The 18,526-nt window shown below is 46.5% G+C and carries 19 protein-coding genes; 9 read left to right on the top strand and 10 right to left on the bottom strand.

Annotated features, from left to right (window positions below; all coding sequences use genetic code 11):
* Window positions 1–41: 41 nt before the first annotated feature.
* The 7 genes from clpP to IS446_RS06350 all read right to left on the bottom strand — a co-directional run bounded on the left by clpP (window position 42) and on the right by IS446_RS06350 (window position 7,099).
* Window positions 42–719 (bottom strand): ATP-dependent Clp endopeptidase proteolytic subunit ClpP, encoded by a 678-nt coding sequence (gene clpP, locus IS446_RS06320; RefSeq protein ID WP_203059165.1) that lies wholly within the window; start codon window positions 717–719, stop codon window positions 42–44.
* Window positions 720–809: 90 nt separating this feature from the next.
* Window positions 810–2,132: a trigger factor gene (gene tig, locus IS446_RS06325; protein WP_203059166.1), complete on the bottom strand. Its 1,323-nt coding sequence runs from the start codon at window positions 2,130–2,132 to the stop codon at window positions 810–812.
* Between the two features lie 180 nt (window positions 2,133–2,312).
* On the bottom strand, window positions 2,313–2,660 hold the full coding sequence (locus IS446_RS06330) for a phage holin family protein (protein WP_203059167.1): 348 nt from the start codon (window positions 2,658–2,660) through the stop codon (window positions 2,313–2,315).
* Between the two features lie 66 nt (window positions 2,661–2,726).
* Complete coding sequence (locus IS446_RS06335; protein WP_203059168.1) at window positions 2,727–4,271, bottom strand: SGNH/GDSL hydrolase family protein; 1,545 nt, start codon at window positions 4,269–4,271, stop codon at window positions 2,727–2,729.
* Window positions 4,272–4,295: 24 nt separating this feature from the next.
* Window positions 4,296–5,540 carry an OmpP1/FadL family transporter gene (locus IS446_RS06340; RefSeq protein WP_203059169.1) on the bottom strand — a complete coding sequence of 415 codons (1,245 nt, stop codon included), beginning with the start codon at window positions 5,538–5,540 and terminating at the stop codon, window positions 4,296–4,298.
* A 71-nt stretch (window positions 5,541–5,611) separates the two neighbouring features.
* The gene (locus IS446_RS06345) at window positions 5,612–6,385 is read right to left on the bottom strand and encodes an alpha/beta fold hydrolase (RefSeq protein ID WP_203059170.1); all 774 of its coding nucleotides are present in this window, start codon (window positions 6,383–6,385) and stop codon (window positions 5,612–5,614) included.
* Entirely contained in the window at window positions 6,386–7,099 is a 714-nt protein-coding gene (locus IS446_RS06350) for a pyridoxine 5'-phosphate synthase (protein WP_203059171.1), read from the bottom strand. It abuts the gene before it with no gap.
* Between the two features lie 97 nt (window positions 7,100–7,196).
* On the opposite strand from IS446_RS06350, the gene IS446_RS06355 reads away from it, so the two are divergent.
* The 8 genes from IS446_RS06355 to murI all read left to right on the top strand — a co-directional run bounded on the left by IS446_RS06355 (window position 7,197) and on the right by murI (window position 15,258).
* Complete coding sequence (locus IS446_RS06355) at window positions 7,197–7,853, top strand: CBS domain-containing protein (protein ID WP_203059172.1); 657 nt, start codon at window positions 7,197–7,199, stop codon at window positions 7,851–7,853.
* 65 nt (window positions 7,854–7,918) lie between these two features.
* Entirely contained in the window at window positions 7,919–8,803 is an 885-nt protein-coding gene (locus IS446_RS06360; protein ID WP_203059173.1) for an NAD kinase, read from the top strand.
* A 123-nt stretch (window positions 8,804–8,926) separates the two neighbouring features.
* The gene (gene porG / locus IS446_RS06365) at window positions 8,927–9,619 is read left to right on the top strand and encodes a type IX secretion system protein PorG (protein WP_203059174.1); all 693 of its coding nucleotides are present in this window, start codon (window positions 8,927–8,929) and stop codon (window positions 9,617–9,619) included.
* A 6-nt stretch (window positions 9,620–9,625) separates the two neighbouring features.
* Window positions 9,626–10,363 (top strand): isoprenyl transferase, encoded by a 738-nt coding sequence (locus IS446_RS06370; protein ID WP_203059175.1) that lies wholly within the window; start codon window positions 9,626–9,628, stop codon window positions 10,361–10,363.
* A 7-nt stretch (window positions 10,364–10,370) separates the two neighbouring features.
* A complete protein-coding gene (bamA, locus tag IS446_RS06375) occupies window positions 10,371–12,917 on the top strand; it encodes an outer membrane protein assembly factor BamA (protein WP_203059176.1) in 2,547 nt (848 codons plus the stop codon).
* Window positions 12,918–13,035: 118 nt separating this feature from the next.
* Entirely contained in the window at window positions 13,036–13,848 is an 813-nt protein-coding gene (locus tag IS446_RS06380) for an OmpH family outer membrane protein (protein ID WP_203059177.1), read from the top strand.
* A gap of 36 nt (window positions 13,849–13,884) precedes the next feature.
* Complete coding sequence (locus tag IS446_RS06385; RefSeq protein WP_203059178.1) at window positions 13,885–14,394, top strand: OmpH family outer membrane protein; 510 nt, start codon at window positions 13,885–13,887, stop codon at window positions 14,392–14,394.
* Between the two features lie 72 nt (window positions 14,395–14,466).
* A complete protein-coding gene (murI, locus tag IS446_RS06390; protein ID WP_203059179.1) occupies window positions 14,467–15,258 on the top strand; it encodes a glutamate racemase in 792 nt (263 codons plus the stop codon).
* A 341-nt stretch (window positions 15,259–15,599) separates the two neighbouring features.
* Here the strand turns inward: murI and IS446_RS06395 are convergent, their stop codons facing one another.
* From IS446_RS06395 to IS446_RS06405, 3 genes are read right to left on the bottom strand one after another with little or no spacing between them, the layout of a single operon-like run.
* Window positions 15,600–16,436, bottom strand: a complete 837-nt coding sequence (locus IS446_RS06395; protein ID WP_203059180.1) for a fructosamine kinase family protein — start codon at window positions 16,434–16,436, stop codon at window positions 15,600–15,602.
* Between the two features lie 3 nt (window positions 16,437–16,439).
* A complete protein-coding gene (locus tag IS446_RS06400) occupies window positions 16,440–16,925 on the bottom strand; it encodes a dihydrofolate reductase (RefSeq protein ID WP_203059181.1) in 486 nt (161 codons plus the stop codon).
* A complete protein-coding gene (locus IS446_RS06405; protein WP_203059182.1) occupies window positions 16,926–17,315 on the bottom strand; it encodes a 2TM domain-containing protein in 390 nt (129 codons plus the stop codon).
* An 84-nt stretch (window positions 17,316–17,399) separates the two neighbouring features.
* Here IS446_RS06405 and IS446_RS06410 point away from each other — a divergent pair, with 84 nt between their 5' ends.
* A complete protein-coding gene (locus IS446_RS06410) occupies window positions 17,400–18,494 on the top strand; it encodes an aminotransferase class V-fold PLP-dependent enzyme (protein ID WP_203059183.1) in 1,095 nt (364 codons plus the stop codon).
* Window positions 18,495–18,526 lie beyond the last annotated feature (32 nt).

The raw sequence follows: 18,526 nt of genomic DNA on the forward strand, positions 1-18,526 counted from the left end.
GACCGGTTCGGTTAACACTTCATTACAGACCGAAAAGGGGGTTATTTTCCTCTTTCCAGTACTTCATCTATCATTCCGTATGCTTTGGCTTCTTTAGCCTTCATCCAGTAATCGCGATCACTGTCTTCGTTCACTTTCTCGAGGGTTTGCCCTGAATGCTTGGAGATGATCTGATAGAGTTCATCTTTTAACTTCAGTATCTCTCTGGCAGTGATCTCGATGTCGCTTGCCTGACCCTGAGCGCCTCCTAATGGCTGGTGGATCATTACTCTGGAATGTGGCAGGGCCGAACGTTTTCCTTTCTCCCCTGCACATAGTAAAACAGCTCCCATTGACGCAGCCATACCGGTACAGATGGTAGCCACATCGGGCTTGATGTACTGCATGGTATCGTAAATACCTAATCCGGCATATACACTTCCTCCCGGGGAGTTAATGTAGATCTGGATGTCTTTGGTGGCGTCGGTACTTTCCAGGAACAACAACTGGGCCTGTACGATATTGGCCACCTGGTCGTTGATACCCGTACCGAGAAAGATGATACGATCCATCATAAGCCTTGAAAATACATCCATGGCCACGGCATTCATTTGGCGTTCTTCAATGATATTTGGAGTGAGCCCCACCGGGATGAGCGAGCTTACGATCTTGTCGTAATACATGCTGTTGATGCCCTGGTGTTTGGTAGCGTAGGCTTTAAATTCTTTTTCTAAATGCATAGGGTTTCGATTGACTAAACGGTTTGTATAAAAAAGGCGTTAAACCTTACGTTCTAACGCCTTAAATATACTTATTTATTTTATACAGATCTACCCGTAAACCTCTTTTACGAAGTCGTCGTAAGTGATCTCTTTGGTCTTAAGATTCGCCTTTTCTTTGAAAAGAGTGATAAGCTTCTGACTCATCAGTTGTTCAGAAAGACGCTTGGCTTCTTCCTGGTTAGAAAGTACACGTCCGGCGATATCGTCAAGAACGCTGTCTTCAGGATCGGTTTGTCCGAACTGTGCCATTTGCATTTTCACGTAATCCTTGGCGAAATCCTTAAGATCCTGGTACTGCATTTCGATCCCGTGATCTTTTACCAGTTTCCCTTCGATGAGTTGGTAGCGAAGTCCTTTTTCAGACTTTGCATACTCCTCGCTGGCTTGCTCTTCGGTAAGCTCTTGCTCTCCGGTCATCTGGATCCATTTCTTAAGGAAGGTGTCAGGAAGGTCGAATTTGGTGTTCTCTACCAAATACTCAACGATGTCGTTCATTAATTTCTGATCGGCTTGTTGAGCGAATTGCTTTTCAGCATCTTCCTTGATCTTCGCTTTCATTTCCTCTTCAGAAGCAACGGTGTCTTTTCCGAAAAGTTTGTCGAAAAGCTCCTGGTTGAGTTCTGCAGCTTCTCTTTTGTTGATCTCCTCAACAGTGAACGTAAGCTCGATGTCCAGGTCGTGAACTTCGTCATGGCTAACGGCAAGGGCCTGCATGAGTTGGTGCTCGTCTTCAAAAAGGTTCTTGCTTTTCAGGTTAAGCACATCACCAGCTTTTGCTCCGGTGAATTTCTTAGCATTGGTCTTTCCTTTTATGGCGTCAAGCGAAAAGGTGAAACGGTTCTCGATCTCTTTCTCTTCGTTCTTGAAGGTTCCGGTGATCTCGCTGTCTTCGGTAACTTCTTCCTGAGAGATCAGTTTACCGTATTGTTTAGCGATACGCTCAACCTGCTCGTTGATCATTTTCTCGTCTGCAACGATGTTGTATTGGGTGATGGCATCCTTGGTAGCTAGTTCTACTTCGAATTCAGGAGCCAGTCCGAGTTCGAATTCGAAATTGAATTCTTCGGCATCCCAGTCCAGATTATCCTGCGCCTTAGGAAGCGGATTCCCGAGTACGTCGAGTTTTTCTTCTGTAAGGTAGTTGTTAAGGGAGTCCTGAAGAAGCTTGTTTACTTCGTCAACCAGTACGGCTTTCCCGTATTGTTTCTTAACCAAGCCCATGGGAACATGACCTTTACGGAAACCTGGAATGTTTGCATTCTTGCGGTAGTCGGTCAGGATCTTGTCAACACGGTCGCTGTAATCTTCTTTGGTGATGGCAACTTTTACAATTGCATTCAGCTCATCAATTTGCTCTCTTGTAATATTCATTCTTACTAAAAATATATTATATACCCCTTAATTTCGGCTTGCAAAAATAGCACAAATTGTGAACTCCCCAAAGTTTTTAAGTTGCTGAATTACAAATTATTAAAATTTTAATATTCGCGAACGGCCAAACCGGGTGCCGATGATCAATGTGGTGTAGGAATTGTTTTGAAATTGAGCGTATTAACGCTTTTTGACCTTGGCTAGGGATTGCAGGAACGATTGCAGGATAGAGAGCAATAAGCTAAAGAGCAGGGCCCACCAAAAGCTGTCAACGTGAAAATTATCGACCAGCGAACCTGCCATCATGATAATAAAAGCGTTTATGGCCAGGAGGAATAAGCCAAGGGTAAGTATGGTCACCGGAAGGGTGAAAAGAATGAGCAAGGGTTTTACGAACAGGTTGAGCAAGCTTAGTGCGAATGCCACCCAGATGGCAGTGCCAAAATTGTCGGCAGAAACGCCGGGAAGTATTTGTACGAGGATGAAAACGGCTAAAGCGCTCAGGAGGAGTTTGAAAATGTAATTCATAGCTCAGTTTAATTTATACTAAAGATACAGAATTTTCAAACGTCCCCCTGATACTTCAGCTGGTGATTATTGAATAAATACCGTTGGGTAATCTCCTGGGTTTACGCCCGGGATCGAAGCGTTGTAACCTTCGTTGATCGCCTCGATGATCTCGTGGGCAACGATGGCGTATCCTCTTGGGGTAAAGTGGATCCCGTCAAGAGAGAAAGCGCCTCCTGTTCCAAAGTCGGTGGTTACACTACCACTTCCGTAATCGTATCCCATTTCGGCAATACGGGTAAACAGCGATTCAACATCCATAAGAACGAGGTCGTTCTGCGCAGCAAGGGCGCTTAAGGTGCTGTTGTAAGCTGCTCTGGCCTGGTTCACCGCGGCGATCTCATCATTGTCAAGAGCGTCCTGGTCGTCAAGTCCGCTAACAGCGCCGATCACTAATGCACCTTCTTCTGCAGTGATCTCCATGCCTTGTTGTAGTTTTCCGAGTACCTGAAGTACTTCCGGAGTAAGAACAACACTCCCGTATCCGGAAGCCAGTGCGGCCTGATCTACCGTAAGGAGTACCAGTTCTTCTTCTGTCATTTGACGGAAACCAAGCGGATTGGTTTGAGAAACCGGTACGTCGATGATCCAACGGTTAGGGCCTTCGTTAAAAGTAATGGCGTACTGGCTGGCCAGGGCCTGAGCCGTTGCCGGGTCTACCCCTTGTTGAATAAGTCCTTGTGTGGTGATCCCTGCTACTGCCTGGAAGAATCCGGTAAGTTGTCCGGCTAGCTCAGCGCTAAGTACAAGGGCGTTATTAGGAACGGTGCGGAAGAAAGGTGCCAGGGTAACATCAGGGATGTTGATCACGACTCCTTTGGCTCCGTTTGCGCTCATATTGTTGATGATCTCACTGGTAACAGCACCAAAAACGTTAGGGTCTGTGATGTCGTTGCTGCCATAGCTCGACGGGTCAAGGTTTCCTGTTTGGTCTGTTCCTATACCTCCAGAAGCGGCGTAGCTCAATACGTCGTTGTTCCCGATCCAGAGCGAGAAGAAGGTAGGCTGTTGTGCCAGGGCGTCTCCCAATACGGTAGCTTCTGCAGAAGAAGCCATTCGGGCGAAATAAGGGTTGGCAGTAGTGCCGATCCCAGCCACATTTCCGTAGCCTGGGGTTACCAGGTGGAAACTCTTGGCGCCCGGAACGCCCATATTGTTGAAGGGACCTTCCGGAGCATTGGTGATCTCTGTGGTAGGTGTACCGGCGAGACGTGTTGGGAACGGATTTCCGTTCTCGTCAAAATTGAGTACAAGTCTGGTGTCTGCAATTTGTTGCCCTCCAAGAAGGAGTCCTCCAAGATTGTCGTTAACCAGAGGTTGGGTGAATGCACCTCCGCCTGCCATGGCGAATTTTTCGGCCATGATGTTCGGGTATGAGCTCATTTGAGCGTCGAGGTAAAGCGCGCCGTCGGTATATCCTGAGGTTAGCGAGTTACCAAGGGCTACGTAGTTTGAAAGGTCTGCTTCTCCCTGGGTGTAGAATCCGCTCTCGTCGATCGGATCGTTGAATTCGGGTTCACAACTGGTGAAGGCCGCCATGGCCAGAGCGATATATATGAACTTGTTTTTCATGAGTGTTTTCTTTTTCTGAGGTTATTAAAGGGAATAAGTAATTCCGATCCCGGGAATAAATGCGTTGTTCTTGTACGTCCCTCCAAAAGGAGCTGCAACACCGTTCTCGAGGTAGTAATCGTAAGAGGCGTCGATCTCGCTAAAGTGAATGTAAAGGAATGAGGCGTCAAGCGCAAAACGCTCGCTAAGCTGAACGCTAAGTCCGGCGGTAAAGTTGTTGGAATCGTTTCTTGGCGTCTCCGGAGCGAAATACCCTTCCTGTACCGGTGACTCATCAAAGTAATAACCTCCTCTAAGGGTAAAGGTTTCGTTGGCTTTATACTGGAATCCGAAACGGTAGCTTGAAGCGTCTTTATAATTTCTTGGGTTGATCGATTCGAGTCCGTTAGAAAAGATCACATCAAGTGCGTCGTAAGAGTTCCAGAATACGCGGTTGTAATCGAAGGCAACCATCCACTGATCGTTGATCTGGTACGAGGTTCCCACGCTGAGCTCTGCAGGTAGTGGCAGGTCGGCATCGAACGTGCCATCGGCAAATTGTCCTTGCAGGAAGGTGGGTACATTACGGAAATCGGCATCTCCACCGCGGGCTTCCATCACGATCTCCGAACGGTAGTTAAGTCCGAGGGTGAGTTTTTCGTTCGCCTTGAACATCACACCAGCGTTGTAACCCCAGGCACCGATACCTTTTTGATCGATGGTGACACCCAGTCTTTCGCCTTCGGTATTGGTGGTGGCGCGGTCCAGGTTTCTGCTGAAGTTCACACTTCCGCTTACGTAGATGGGTCCTGCGCCGATGCTCAGTTTATCGCTTATTTTATATGAGATCGTAGGCTGAAAGAAGATCGCTCTCAGGGATATGTCCTGAACGAGGTGTGAACCTTCCCAGTTCTCCGGGTATTCAACACTTGATCCATAGGGGGTGTAAACCGCGATACCCAGGCTTAGTTTCTCATTGATCTTGTACGACCCGTAAAGGCTGAAAGGGGTGCTCAGCGGATTGTCGGCTGCAGTGCTGTATCCGAAAGCTTCGTTTTGAAAAACGATGTTACTGAAGATCGCATTTGCTCCGAAACTTGCAGTGAACTTCTCTTCTAAAAAGCTCATTCCGGCAGGATTGAAAAATGCCGTCTCTGCATTGTTTACCACGGCTACTCCGGTGTGTCCCATAGCCAGGGCACGTTGCCCCTGAAGCGCTACTCTGAAACCTCCGGCATAGCTAATTGCCATAGCCATAAGGGCTACCATTGTTGTTAATCTTGTTCTCATAAGAATGATTTGATTTTGGGCTTCGGCTCTTGTTCCGATATACCCTTGATTCTAATTGTAGGTTATAGAAATTAGTGTTTAAAAAAATCCAGGCTTTCCTCGAGGAATGCTGCTGGGTTTTCTGCGTGTAACCAATGGCCTGCATTGGCTATTTCCCTGATCTGTGCATTTGGGAAATGCGTTCGGATCAGAGGTGTGTCTTCTTCTCTTATATAGTCTGATTTTGCCCCGCTTAAGAACAGGGTGTCTCCATTATAGGTGTTATCGGCTTCCAATGGTTCACCGATCTCCTCGAGCCTGTTGGCCAGCACATCGAGGTTAAAGCGAAACGCGAATTGATCGGGCTGCTTTCGGTACAAGTTCTTTAACAGGAACTGACGGATTCCGGGTATCGAAAGGTGCTCGGCCAGCATGCGGTCTGCGTCTCCTCTTGATCTTACCGCCCGGAGGTCTATTGCTTTAAGTCCGTTGATGATCTCCTGGTGGTGAGGGGCGTAATACCTGGGTGCGATATCGGCAACAAGTAATTTTGCTGTTCTTTCCGGGTGATCGCATGCAAAGGTCATAGCAGTTTTGCCTCCCATGGAGTGCCCGATGATATTGAAGTCTTCCAGTTGGTGTTGGTCTGCATACCTTGCCAGGTCGTCACTTAAGGTAGGGTAATTAAAGGTCTCGGCGTGAAAGCTTCTTCCGTGGTTACGCTGGTCGATGAGGTGAACCTGATATCCGTTCTTTGCGTATTCTGCTCCCAGGGTCTTCCAGTTGTCAGACATCCCGAGGAAGCCATGCAGGATCAGCAGGGGGGCGCCTTCTCCAAGTATTTTACTGTACAGTTGGTCTGTCATTTATCTCAATCTTTCCAGATACATTTGAACTACGTTCTCAAGTCCCATGTAGAGGGCCTCCGAGATCAGGGCGTGACCTATGGAGACCTCGAGTAGTGAAGGTAGCTGTTGTCTGAAATACTTTAGATTTTCAAGGTTGAGGTCGTGACCGGCATTGACACCCATGCCTAAGGACGTGGCTAAAGCCGCTGTTTCGGCATAGGGTTGTACTCCGTTAGTATTTCCTCTGGCAAATTCTACAGCATAGGCCTCGGTGTACAGTTCGATGCGATCGGTACCCGTGGCGGCAGCACCTTCTACCATTTCGGTTACAGGGTCGACAAATATAGAGGTTCTGATATTATTAGCCTTGAATTCTGAAATAACTTCTTTCAGGAAGTCGCGATGCTTGATGGTGTTCCATCCTGCATTTGAGGTGATAGCGTCTACGCTGTCGGGCACTAGGGTTACCTGTGTGGGCTTGACCTCAAGAACCAGGTCGATGAATTTTTTGATCGGATTACCTTCAATATTGTATTCGGTGTGCACGATGGGTTTCAGGTCGCGGGCGTCCTGGTAGCGAATGTGTCGCTCGTCGGGCCTGGGGTGTATGGTGATCCCTTCTGCTCCAAAGTCCTGGATGTCCTTTGCGGCTTTGAGAACGTCGGGTACATTACCTCCACGTGAATTTCTCAGCGTTGCGATCTTGTTTATGTTCACACTTAACTTCGTCATGATTCTGCAAGGTTTGAAAAAATCTTGTCAAAAATACGAAGCTTCGCCTGCTTTATTGTTATATAAATTAATTAATTTGCTAAAGAAATATTGGGAAATGAATTTGCAATCACACATATCGAACGAGTGTTTACCCCTGTTGCCTAATTACACCATAGGGATGGCTGCAGCCTTGTTTGCAAAAACAACCTGTTCCCATATCCCGGTGGTCGATGATGAGAAATTGCTGGGTTTGCTTTCTGAAGAAGATGTTGAGGGATTTGATAGTGAGAAGAAGTTAAGTGATTACCTCTATCTTCTCGATCATTTCTTTGTGAGTAAGCATACGGTTTGGCTCGATGTGCTGGAGGCTTTTGCAAGGAGCGATTCGAACGTTATGCCGGTTCTCGATCGCAAGGGTAATTATCTCGGATATTACGAATTGGTAGATATCATAGGGCTATTCAGAGAAACTCCGTTCTTAAGTGAGCAGGGTGGGGTGCTTATCGTGGAAAAAGGGACCAACGACTATTCGTTTAGTGAGATCTCCCAGATCGTGGAGAGTAATGAGGGCAGGGTGCTGGGAGCTTTTATCTCAGACATGCACGACGATATTACCCAGGTAACGGTTAAGGTGGGGTCTTCCGGATTGAACGAGATCCTGCAAACCTTCCGGCGGTATAATTATAATGTGGTTTCAGGTACCGAGGATGATGCGTATCTGGATGAGCTTAAAAAGCGTTCTCAATACCTCGATCGCTACCTTAATATTTGATCGTTCCCCAAACTTCCCCTAAGGCATACTTCAGAGAAATTAATCAATCATAAAAGAGCATACTTTTGAAAATAGGAGTTTACGGTCAGTATTACCAGGAAGACGCTGCGATCTATGTTAGTGAATTGCTGGATCTGCTTCAACAGAAAAATGCCGAAGTACACATAGAGCGTAAATACTGCAAGGACCTGGAGCGCCACGGAGTGCTCAAGCGCACTTACGATACCTTTTCTTCTTTTTACGACCTCGATAACAGCTTTGATCTGTTTATAAGTGTTGGAGGCGATGGCACCATGCTTCGCTCCGTCCTTTTTGTGAGAGATCTCGATATTCCTATCATGGGGGTTAATACCGGAAGGTTAGGGTTTTTATCGACCGTGCAAAAAGGCGATATCGAAAAAGCGGTAAATGCAGTGGTTTCCGGTGAATACGAGGTGCGCAGACGATCCCTTCTGCAGGTAACCACCACTCCCGGTGTTGAGGAGCAGACCGAGGTGAACTTCGCGCTGAACGAAGTTGCAGTAAGCCGGAAGAATACGACGTCTATGATCACGGTGAATACCTGGCTTGACGATGAATACCTTACGGCCTATTGGGCCGACGGGCTCATTATCGCGACACCCACCGGGTCTACCGGGTACTCTCTGAGTTGTAACGGTCCGGTGGTGACCCCGGCGACCGATGCCTTTGTGCTCACCCCAATAGCTCCCCATAACCTGAGTGCCAGGCCGTTGGTGATACCCGATAAAACCCATATAAGGTTATCTGTGAGTGGGAGAGAGGAGTATTTTTTGATCGCTCTGGACAGCAGGATCGCCACCTTGCACAACGATACCGATATTAGGATCGAAAAAGCGCCATTTACTATAGGAATGGTATACCTCACAGAGGAGAGTTTTTTAAATACGCTGCGGCAGAAATTGCTTTGGGGAGAGGATAAGCGAAATTGATAGTGCCCCAAAACGAATTATAAGAGCAATAATTGCCCTAAATTTTTGTTTTTAAAGCAGATTCATTCACGTGATACTACCTTTGGTATGTCATATTGTATATATTTGCAAACCTTGAATTATATGAGAGCCTTACTTATTGCCATACTGCTTTGTGCTGCCTGTGCGGTCCATGCCCAAACCTATGAACTAGGTGTTTTCCTGGGTGGGTCTAATACCATAGGCGATGTAGGTTCAGAACGGTATATTAATCCGAACGAACTGGCAGTTGGAGGTATAGGGAAGTGGAATTTAAGCGATCGCTATTCATACCGTGTAAGTGTGATCTACTCAGAATTGAGTGGTGATGATGCAGATGCCTCGAGTACAGCGCGTAACCAAAGAAATTACAGGTTTACGAACAAAGCCCTCGAAGTGTCTCTCGGTATGGAATTTAATTTTGTGGAATTTAACCTACATGATTTCAGGCATCCGTTCACGCCCTATCTCCACGGTGGTGTATCGGTTCTCATGCACGACAACCTGTATTACAATGCTCCGGGTACAGCAGCGCTGGCCGACGGACGAAAAAGTACTGTGGCCTTCCCGATGACCGTAGGGGTTAAAGGTAAGGTCGGACAGCATTTTGTTCTGGGAGCAGAGGTGGGGGCCAGGTATGCCCTGACCGATAACCTCGACGGGAGTAATCCCGGTGATCAGGCGGGTAGTAATTTTGAGCGATTTGGAAATTTGTACAGTGACGACTGGTATGTATTTACAGGTGTAACCCTAACCTACACCTTTATACGCAAGCCGTGTTACAGTTGTTATGAATGATGTCTGATGAATGAACAACTAATTAATAAGGAAAACCTGCCCAGGCATATTGCCATCATTATGGATGGTAATGGAAGATGGGCAAAACAAAAAGGGAAACTGCGCATTTTTGGCCATGAGAATGGTACCAAGGCAGTACGCAGAACCGTAGAGGCCTGCGCCCGTCTGGGAGTTGAGAACCTTACCTTATACGCCTTTTCTACAGAGAACTGGAAGCGCCCAAAAATGGAGGTGCAGACCCTGATGAAGCTTCTCGTGTCTTCGCTGAAAAAGGAAATGAAGACCCTCACCAAGAACAATATCCGACTCAACGCCATTGGTAATTTGAATGCATTGCCGGAGAAGGCGAGACAAGAGTTGCATGAAGTGATGGATAAGACCAGTGAGAATTCACGAATGACCCTCACCCTTGCCCTGAGCTATGGTTCTCGTGAAGAGCTGAAAACCGCAGTACAAGAGATCGCAGACAAAGTTAAAAATAACATAATTTCTAAGGATGATATTGATGAAAAGCTCATTAATAATCATCTTTATACCCACAACCTGCCAGATGTAGACTTGCTTATCCGTACCAGTGGAGAACATCGGATAAGCAATTTTCTTTTGTGGCAGATCGCCTATGCCGAATTGTACTTTACCAGTACCTTATGGCCCGATTTTACCGAAGAACACTTGTTCGAAGCAATTTTAAATTATCAAAACCGAGAGCGCAGATTTGGAAAGACAAGCGAACAACTTAGCTGAAAATATCATGCTTAAAAGATTTTTAAGTGTATTTTTTGTGGTCCTGTTCACAGCAATGACTACAGTAGTAACGGCTCAGGATACCTCATACGAACAGGGTAAGACCTATACCCTTGGAGGACTCGAAGTTACGGGACTCAAAAGTTTTAACGAACAAACCGTACTTACCTTTACAGGACTGCGTGTTGGACAGGAGATCACTATTCCCGGTGAAGATCTGAGTGAGATCATTAACAGGCTCTGGGGACTCAGACTCTTTAGCGATATTAATTTCTACCAAACCCGTATCGAGGGTGATAAGATCTTTCTTGAACTCGAGATCGTAGAATTGCCTACCCTTACCGATGTAAAGATCAAAGGTGTAAAAGAGCGCAAGGCAGAGGCGGTTTTAAAAGAAGCCGATGTTAAGAAGGGAGAGAAAGTAACCGAAGGGTTCTTGTCGAATACCCGAAACTACCTGGTGAATAAATATAAGAAAGAGGGTTACCTCAATACCAAGGTGAACATCAATACCATTCCCGATACCACTCAGGCGAACGGAGTAAAAATGGTGATCAATGTTGATACCGGAGAGAAAGTGAAGATAAATGATATCCAGATCTCCGGAAATGAGAAGCTCAACAATGCCAAGGTGAAAAAGTCCATGAAGAACACCAAAGAGAAATTCTTTGGACGCTTCTGGAAAAAATCAAAGTTCATTCCCGAAGATTACCAGGAAGACCTTAAGGGTATCGTTAATAAATATAAGGAGAACGGTTACCGCGATGCCAGAATTGTTTCAGATTCTATTATCTATAATGACGATAATACCATTTCTATAGCTATAGATGTTGAAGAGGGAAGCCGTTACTACTTTGGTGATATCGATTTTGTAGGGAATGCTGCCTACACCGACGCCTACCTTCAAAACCTTCTGGGTATCGGTAAGGGAGAGGTGTATAACGGGGTGCTTCTTGCCGAACAGGTGAGCGATCCTAATCCCGACGCCAACACTATTGAAAACCTATACCAGAATACAGGATATCTTTTCTCTTCGATCAATACGGTAGAGGTTGCGGCTGTGAACGACACCATCGATTTTGAAATTCGTGTGAACGAAGGAAAGCAGGCTTATTTGAATCGCGTTGATGTTATTGGAAACGATAAGACCAATGATCATGTGATCTACAGGGAGCTGAGAACCCGTCCGGGACAGCTTTATTCTAAAGATCGTGTGGTTCGTACGATCAGAGAGCTTGGTCAAATGGGATTCTTCGATCCTGAAAGCATAGATATCCAGGTACTTAATCCCAATCCGCAGGAAGGAACTGTAGATCTGCAGTACGGAGTGCAGGAGCAGGGGTCTTCGCAGATCGAACTCCAGGGTGGATACGGTGGAGGAGGCTTCATTGGTACCCTCGGACTGTCATTCAATAACTTTGCGATCAAAGACCTGTTTAATAAAGATGCCTATAAACCGATCCCAATGGGTGACGGACAGCGTTTATCGCTGCGTTTACAGGCGAGTAGATTCTTCCAGACCTATAGTTTCTCTTTCTCAGAACCGTGGTGGGGAGGTAAAAAGCCGGTACAGTTCTCTGTGTCGCTTTCAAGGACCCTTCAGTTCCAGTTCAATCCGCTTACCAGGGATGTAGATCGCGATCAGCGTTTTGCAATTAACGGGGTCACCCTCGGATTGGCGAAGCGGTTGAGATGGCCGGACGATAGCTTCCAGCTTTCGCACGCCCTTACCTTTCAGCAATACGAACTGAAGAATTACTTTATTTCGCTTTTCCCTTTCCCTGACGGAAACGGAAATGCAAAGAACTTTGCTTATACCGTTGCCCTCACAAGGAATAATACCTCGGTAAACCCGATCTTCCCAATGAGTGGTTCGCAGTTTAATATCAGTCTTAAGTTAACACCTCCGTATTCATTGTTTAACGGAGTTGACTATGCTAATCTGGAGAACGATCCCGAATACCAAACCCTTAATGAGCAGGGTGAGGTGGTTCCTGATGAAGGGAAGATCTCTCAGAAAAAGCTGGATTGGCTTGAATTTTACAAGATCAAGTTCACCGGTGCGTGGTATACCAATATCATTGAAAAGCTGGTGCTGAAAAGTGGATTCGAATTTGGATTCCTCGGAGCCTATAACCAGGATCGTGGAGTGATCCCGTTCGAGCGTTTCTTCCTTGGAGGTGACGGACTCGGAAACTTTACCCTGGATGGTAGGGAGAACATTCAGTTGAGAGGTTATCCTAACCAACAGCTGTCTACCGTAGACGGTTCGGCTATTTATAATAAGTTCTCACTTGAATTGCGTTACCCGATCACCTTAAAGCCTTCGGCTTCGATCTACGCACTTGGATTTGCAGAGGGTGGAGCCGGATTTGACGACTACCAGCAGTACAATCCTTTCGAGTTGAAAAGATCGGCCGGTTTAGGGATCAGGATCTTTATGCCTGCCTTCGGTCTTCTTGGGATCGACTTTGGATATGGATTCGACAGAGTACCGGGTGAGCAGGAGATCAGTGGATGGCAAACCCACTTTATCATAGGACAGCAGTTTTAATTTTTGGCACGATATTTTCTATAAGTAAATCGCTGTTAATATATTTGGGCTGCTTTCCGATCGGGATTAAATGCTTATTTTGATCCTGGTTTACCAAAGGAACAAAACAGAAAGTCCCATGAGAATAAAAGTTCTTTTTTTATTGCTTTCAACCTTAATGCTTCAGGCCGTTAGTGCCCAGAGAAGTGTTCGTATCGGTTATGTTGATATGGATTACATCCTGGCACAGGTGCAGGAGTATAAGGTGGCCAATGAACTGCTTGAGAAAAAAGTAGATCGCTGGAAACAAGAGGTCGAAGAACAACAACTGGCTATTGACCAGATGAGACAAGACCTCGATACCGAGCGTATTCTTTTAACCAAAGAGCTTATCGAAGAGCGTGAACTGGAGATCAAGGCCCTTGAACAAGAAGTGCTGGACTATCAACAGGATCGTTTCGGGCCGCAAGGCGACCTGGTGCGTCAACGTACACAACTGGTGAAACCTGTGCAAGACCAGGTGTTCAGTGCAGTTCAGGAACTCGCCCAAAGTCGCAAGTACGATTTTATTTTCGATCGTTCTGCCGATGTGGTCATGCTCTTTGCAGAAAAGCGCTATGACCTGAGCGACCAGGTATTGCGTATGATCGATGTGACCCGTAAGACCACACAGCGTAATGGTGAGCCTTCGGTGATGGATGCCTATAAAGAGGAAGACCCGGAACTTAAGGCCAGAAAAAGCGCTTATGAAGAAAAGGTTTCCGAAAGGGATTCGATCATTGAAGCCCGAAGAGCTGCCAAGTTAAAGCAGATCGAAGAGCGTAAGAAAGCATACGAAGAACGCAGAAAGAAAATGCTCGAGGAGCGCGAAGCCAAGCGTAAGGCGAGAGAAGAGAAGAAGAAAGAAGAAAATGGAGAAGAAAACTCCGGGAGTACAGAAGAAAATAAATAAAAATAATACTAAATCTATTTTTGAAATTTAAACACCATGAAACACTTAAAGACGTTAGTAATTGCCGTTGTAATTGCAGTAGGATCGATGAGTTTCGCCAATGCGCAAACCAAAGTGGCTCACATCTTTGTTGACCAACTTATGGCCGAAATGCCGGAAATGAAGGCTGCAGAGGCTGAGCTACAGAAATTAGGAAAAAGCTATGAAGCCGATATAAGATCTACATTCCAGGAGCTTCAGAACAAAGCTCAGCTTTATGAGAACGAAGCTGCTTCTAAGACCGATCAGGAGAACGCTAAGAGAGCTCAGGAGATCCAGGGAATGCAGGCTAACATTCAGCAGGCACAGCAGGTAGCTGCTCAGGAGATCGAGAAAAAGAAAATGGAGCTTCTCGAGCCGATCCTTAGAAAAGTGAATGACGTGATCCAGAAAGTAGGAAGAGACAAAGGATTTAACTACGTTCTTGACGCTTCAAGCGGATCAGGGATCATCCTTGCTGAAGGTACCGATATCACTGCCGATGTTAAAGCGGCTCTCGGATTCTAAGTAAAGATCCGTGTAAAATATTTTTGAGAACTGCCCGCGTCAATGCGGGCAGTTTTTTTATTTTTAGACTTCATGAACCAAAAGCCTATCGGAATATTCGACTCAGGGGTAGGGGGGACTTCGATCTGGAAGGAACTCCACGGGCTTTTGCCCGGTGAATCTACAGTGTACCTTGCCGATAGTGCCAATGCTCCCTATGGAGAACGCAGTAAGCCCGAGATACTCGATCTGAGTATTAAAAATACAGAATGGTTGCTCTCCAAAGGATGTAAGCTCATCGTTGTAGCTTGTAATACGGCTACCACCAATGCCATTGCTTATTTAAGGAGCAATTACGACCTGCCCTTTATTGGTATCGAACCGGCCATAAAACCTGCTGCACTGCATACCCGAAGTGGGGCCGTGGGGGTGCTTGCTACCCGTGGGACCCTGAGCAGTGAGCTTTTTGCAAAGACCTCGGGAAACTACGCCTCAGGGATCAGGGTGATCGAACAGATGGGTGACGGACTCGTGCCGCTTATCGAGCAGGGACGTATAGACTCTGATGAGATGACCGAACTGTTACACCGCTACCTGGCACCTATGATCACTGCAGGGATCGACCACCTGGTGCTCGGGTGTACCCATTATCCTTATCTCATAAGGCGTATTAAGGAAATTCTTCCGACTCACGTGAATATTATCGATAGCGGCAGGGCAGTGGCAGCCCAGACCAAAAGGATACTCGAAAAACACGATCTCCTTGCCGATCGACCCTCAGGAAAGGCAGCGCTTAAGTTTTATACGAATAGCGATCCGCAGCTTCTTAGTTCCTTCCTTACAGATGTGGAGGATTCTTATACGGTAGAGAAAATAACGATTTGATGGTGGATCCTGAATGATGAATGTGGTGTTTTGTCTTCACGAGTGAGCGCAGTGAACGCGGCGATCTCATAAAGGAGGTAAAGCACTCCTTCGCTAAAGCTACGGAGTGTGAGAGGGTAAAGAGGTAAAGGGGTGAAGATGTAAAGAGGGTAAAGGAGGTGAAGAAACTGGAGTATTCCGTTCCTGAGGTGTTTCAGGCACTTCTCCCAATTCCAATTCCCTACTCCCAATTCCTTACTCCCAATTCCAATTCCCCCATTCCCTATTCCCTATTCCCTATTCCCTATTCCCTATTCCCTATTCCCTATTCCCTAATCCTTGTATCCCGGCGGGCTGGGTGATTAGGAATACCTTTTAATGATCTGCATACACCTCGAGTAATATCCGGCACCAAAAAGATTGAGGTGTACCAGGATGTAATACAGCTGCCAAAGCGGGATGCGTTCTTTCCAGCGGGGGTAAAGTGCATAAGCCTCGTTATAGCTATCGGTGTAATTTTTAGGAAATCCACCGAATAGGGCCATCATAGCAAGGTCCATTTCTCTGTTGGCATAACAGGTGGCGGGGTCAATCAGACAAGGTTCTCCCCGGTCGCTTACCATGAAATTCCCGCTCCACAGGTCTCCGTGAATGAGGGAGGCAGGTTCTTGTGGAATGAGATCATCCAGATTTTTCAGAAAGGTATCCAGATTGCGAAAGGTGAAGCCTTTGTTCTTTGCGCGTTTAAATTGCGGTAACAGGCGCTCTTCTCTGTAAAAGGCAATTCCGTCCTTATGTTGGGCATTCGATTGAGGCAGGCTGCCTATGTAGTTGTCGTGATCCCAACCATAAACTTCAGAAGTAGTCTGGTGTAAGCTGCTCAGGGCTATACCCAGGGCTGCCCCTTTCACCTGCTGCTGCGGCCCAGGAGTAATGTATTCAAGAGCGATATACGCATCGCAGGTATAGTGCACTTTGGGGATGCGAAATCCCGCTGCCTTTGAAAGCGCGATCAATCCGCTGGCTTCCGCCTCGTACATTCCGGGATAAGGGGTTGCGTGGGTTTTAATGACCACCCTGTCGTTAGCGATGTTGACAAGGAAAACATTATTGATGTCACCGCCGTGCAGTGTACTTGGATCGCCGGTAATAGTCCCCAGTTGCTGTTCGATATCGCACCGTACCGTTTCTGGTAGCATGGATCAGTTCCTTCTTTTGTATGTGAGGTAGGTGAAAGCGTAGTTATGACGATCGTCTGCTGGGTGAAACTCTTCTCCGACAAGCTCCCACTCGTTTTCGTCGATCTCCGGGAAATAGGTGTCTGCTTCAAACTCACCGTGTACCCTGGTGAGCTCGATCATATCTGCTTTTTCCATGCCTTGCTTGTAGATCTCGCCTCCACCGATAATGAACGGCTGTGGGTCGTCTTTCGCAATTTCAATAGCCTTGTCAAGGCTGTTGGTCACGATACAACCTTCAGGAGCATAGTCCTTTTGCCTGGTGATCACTACGTGAGTGCGTTTTGGAAGAAGCTTAGGGAAACTCTCGAAGGTCTTACGGCCCATAAGGATATAATGGCCGGTAGTAAGGGTTTTAAATCGTTTAAAATCGTCCGGAAGGTGCCAGACCAAATCGTTGTCTTTGCCCAGGGCATTGTTCTCGGCTGCTGCCGCGATCATGGTAATCATTTATTCGGGTGTTTTAGTTGGGTCTTGAGGTAAGGGGTGTTCTTTTTCAACTTCCTTTTGTAATGCTGCAATACGCGTTTTTTGTTTGAGCACCAACTTCTCACGCTGCTCACGCTCCCATTCCTTTCCTAAGAATACAGAGGTGATATATACGTTGATGAAGTGGATGATGAACAGAAAAGCCCATCCGGAAATGGCCCATACAAACCAATCGTATTGTTCACCGTATTTAAGCACCTTGTTGAGTACGATCATAAAGACGCTGCCCAGCAGGAAAATAACAAAGTGATAATACAATCGCTTTTTTTGCCTGATCCGGCTTTGTGCCTTCTCGAGCATTTCGTGTTGCTCGGGGTCGATCTCTTTGATGGATCTCTGCTTTGAGCGCATATTCATTACCTTTAGGTGTGTAACAAAGTTACGCAAAGCAGATCATTTTTCTGCGGTACTACCCTTAAACTAAACGATAAGAAGATGAAAGGTAAATTTTCAATGCATTTTCCGTATACGGCACAGTATACCTACTTGAATACTCCCGCCTATGGCTTGCTGTCTGAAGAGCTCATGGAGTGGCGCCAGGAGCATGACCTGGATCACCTCATAGGAGGGAGCAGGTTCAAGGAGCGGTCGCTTGCCGGTCTTGATCAGGTGCGATCAACGGTGGCAGCGTATTGTGCTGTCGACGCAGATAAGGTTTACCTGGTGCCCAATTTCTCCTTTGGGTGGAAGGTATTGTGTGGAGGCTTGGATAAGAAAACCTCTTTTTTGTTGCTCGATGGAGATTATCCTTCCCTCAACTGGCCGGTGATCACCGGGGGCTTTAGCTCGGTGAGAAAGGTGGCTGCATCCCCGGAGATGGAGGGTGCCATTTTAAAAGCCTTTGAAACAGCGGTACCCGATGTTTTTGCGTTTAGTATGGTGCAATACCTAAACGGATTGCAGTTGGCCGGTGATTTTATAAAAGAGCTCAAAGGGATGTACCCCGATACCCTCTTTGTGGCCGATGGTACGCAGTACCTGGGTACCGGTGTTTTTGATTTTGATGATTCCGGAATTGATATCCTGGGAGCAAGTGGTTATAAGTGGTTGTTGGCCGGAACGGGTAACGGTTTCTTTTTGGTAAGGTCAGGTGTCGACGAGCGTTTTTATGCGCATACCCTACCCTTTGAGCCGCAAACGGAACCTTTTTTAAGAGACAATGATCATTTGCAAAATCATGTAGAGCCCGGCCATCTGGATAGCCTGAGCATGGGGAGTCTGAAGAGGGCTATTGAATTATTGCAGGAAACAGGGGTGCAGGAGATCGCATCAGAGCTAAAGATACTGCGGTCTTATGCAGGGGAACAACTAACATCTCATGGTTTTCTCGATCCCCGTATCATGGAACGTAAGGAGCACGCTCCTTTCTTCGCCTTGGAGGTTAATGAGAAGCAGCAAAGCGCACTGGAATCCCGGGAGGTGATTTTTGCAGTACGAGGAGGTAAAATGCGCGTAGGATTTCATTTTTACAATAAAAAAGAAGAGGTCGATCGGCTGTTGAATATTCTTAAAAAGAGTTCGGGGAATTAGAAAGGAGTAGAAATAGCACTCATTTTTTAATG

Origin of the sequence: Robertkochia sediminum (genome assembly GCF_016786255.1) — a bacterium.
Lineage (GTDB): Bacteria > Bacteroidota > Bacteroidia > Flavobacteriales > Flavobacteriaceae > Robertkochia > Robertkochia sediminum.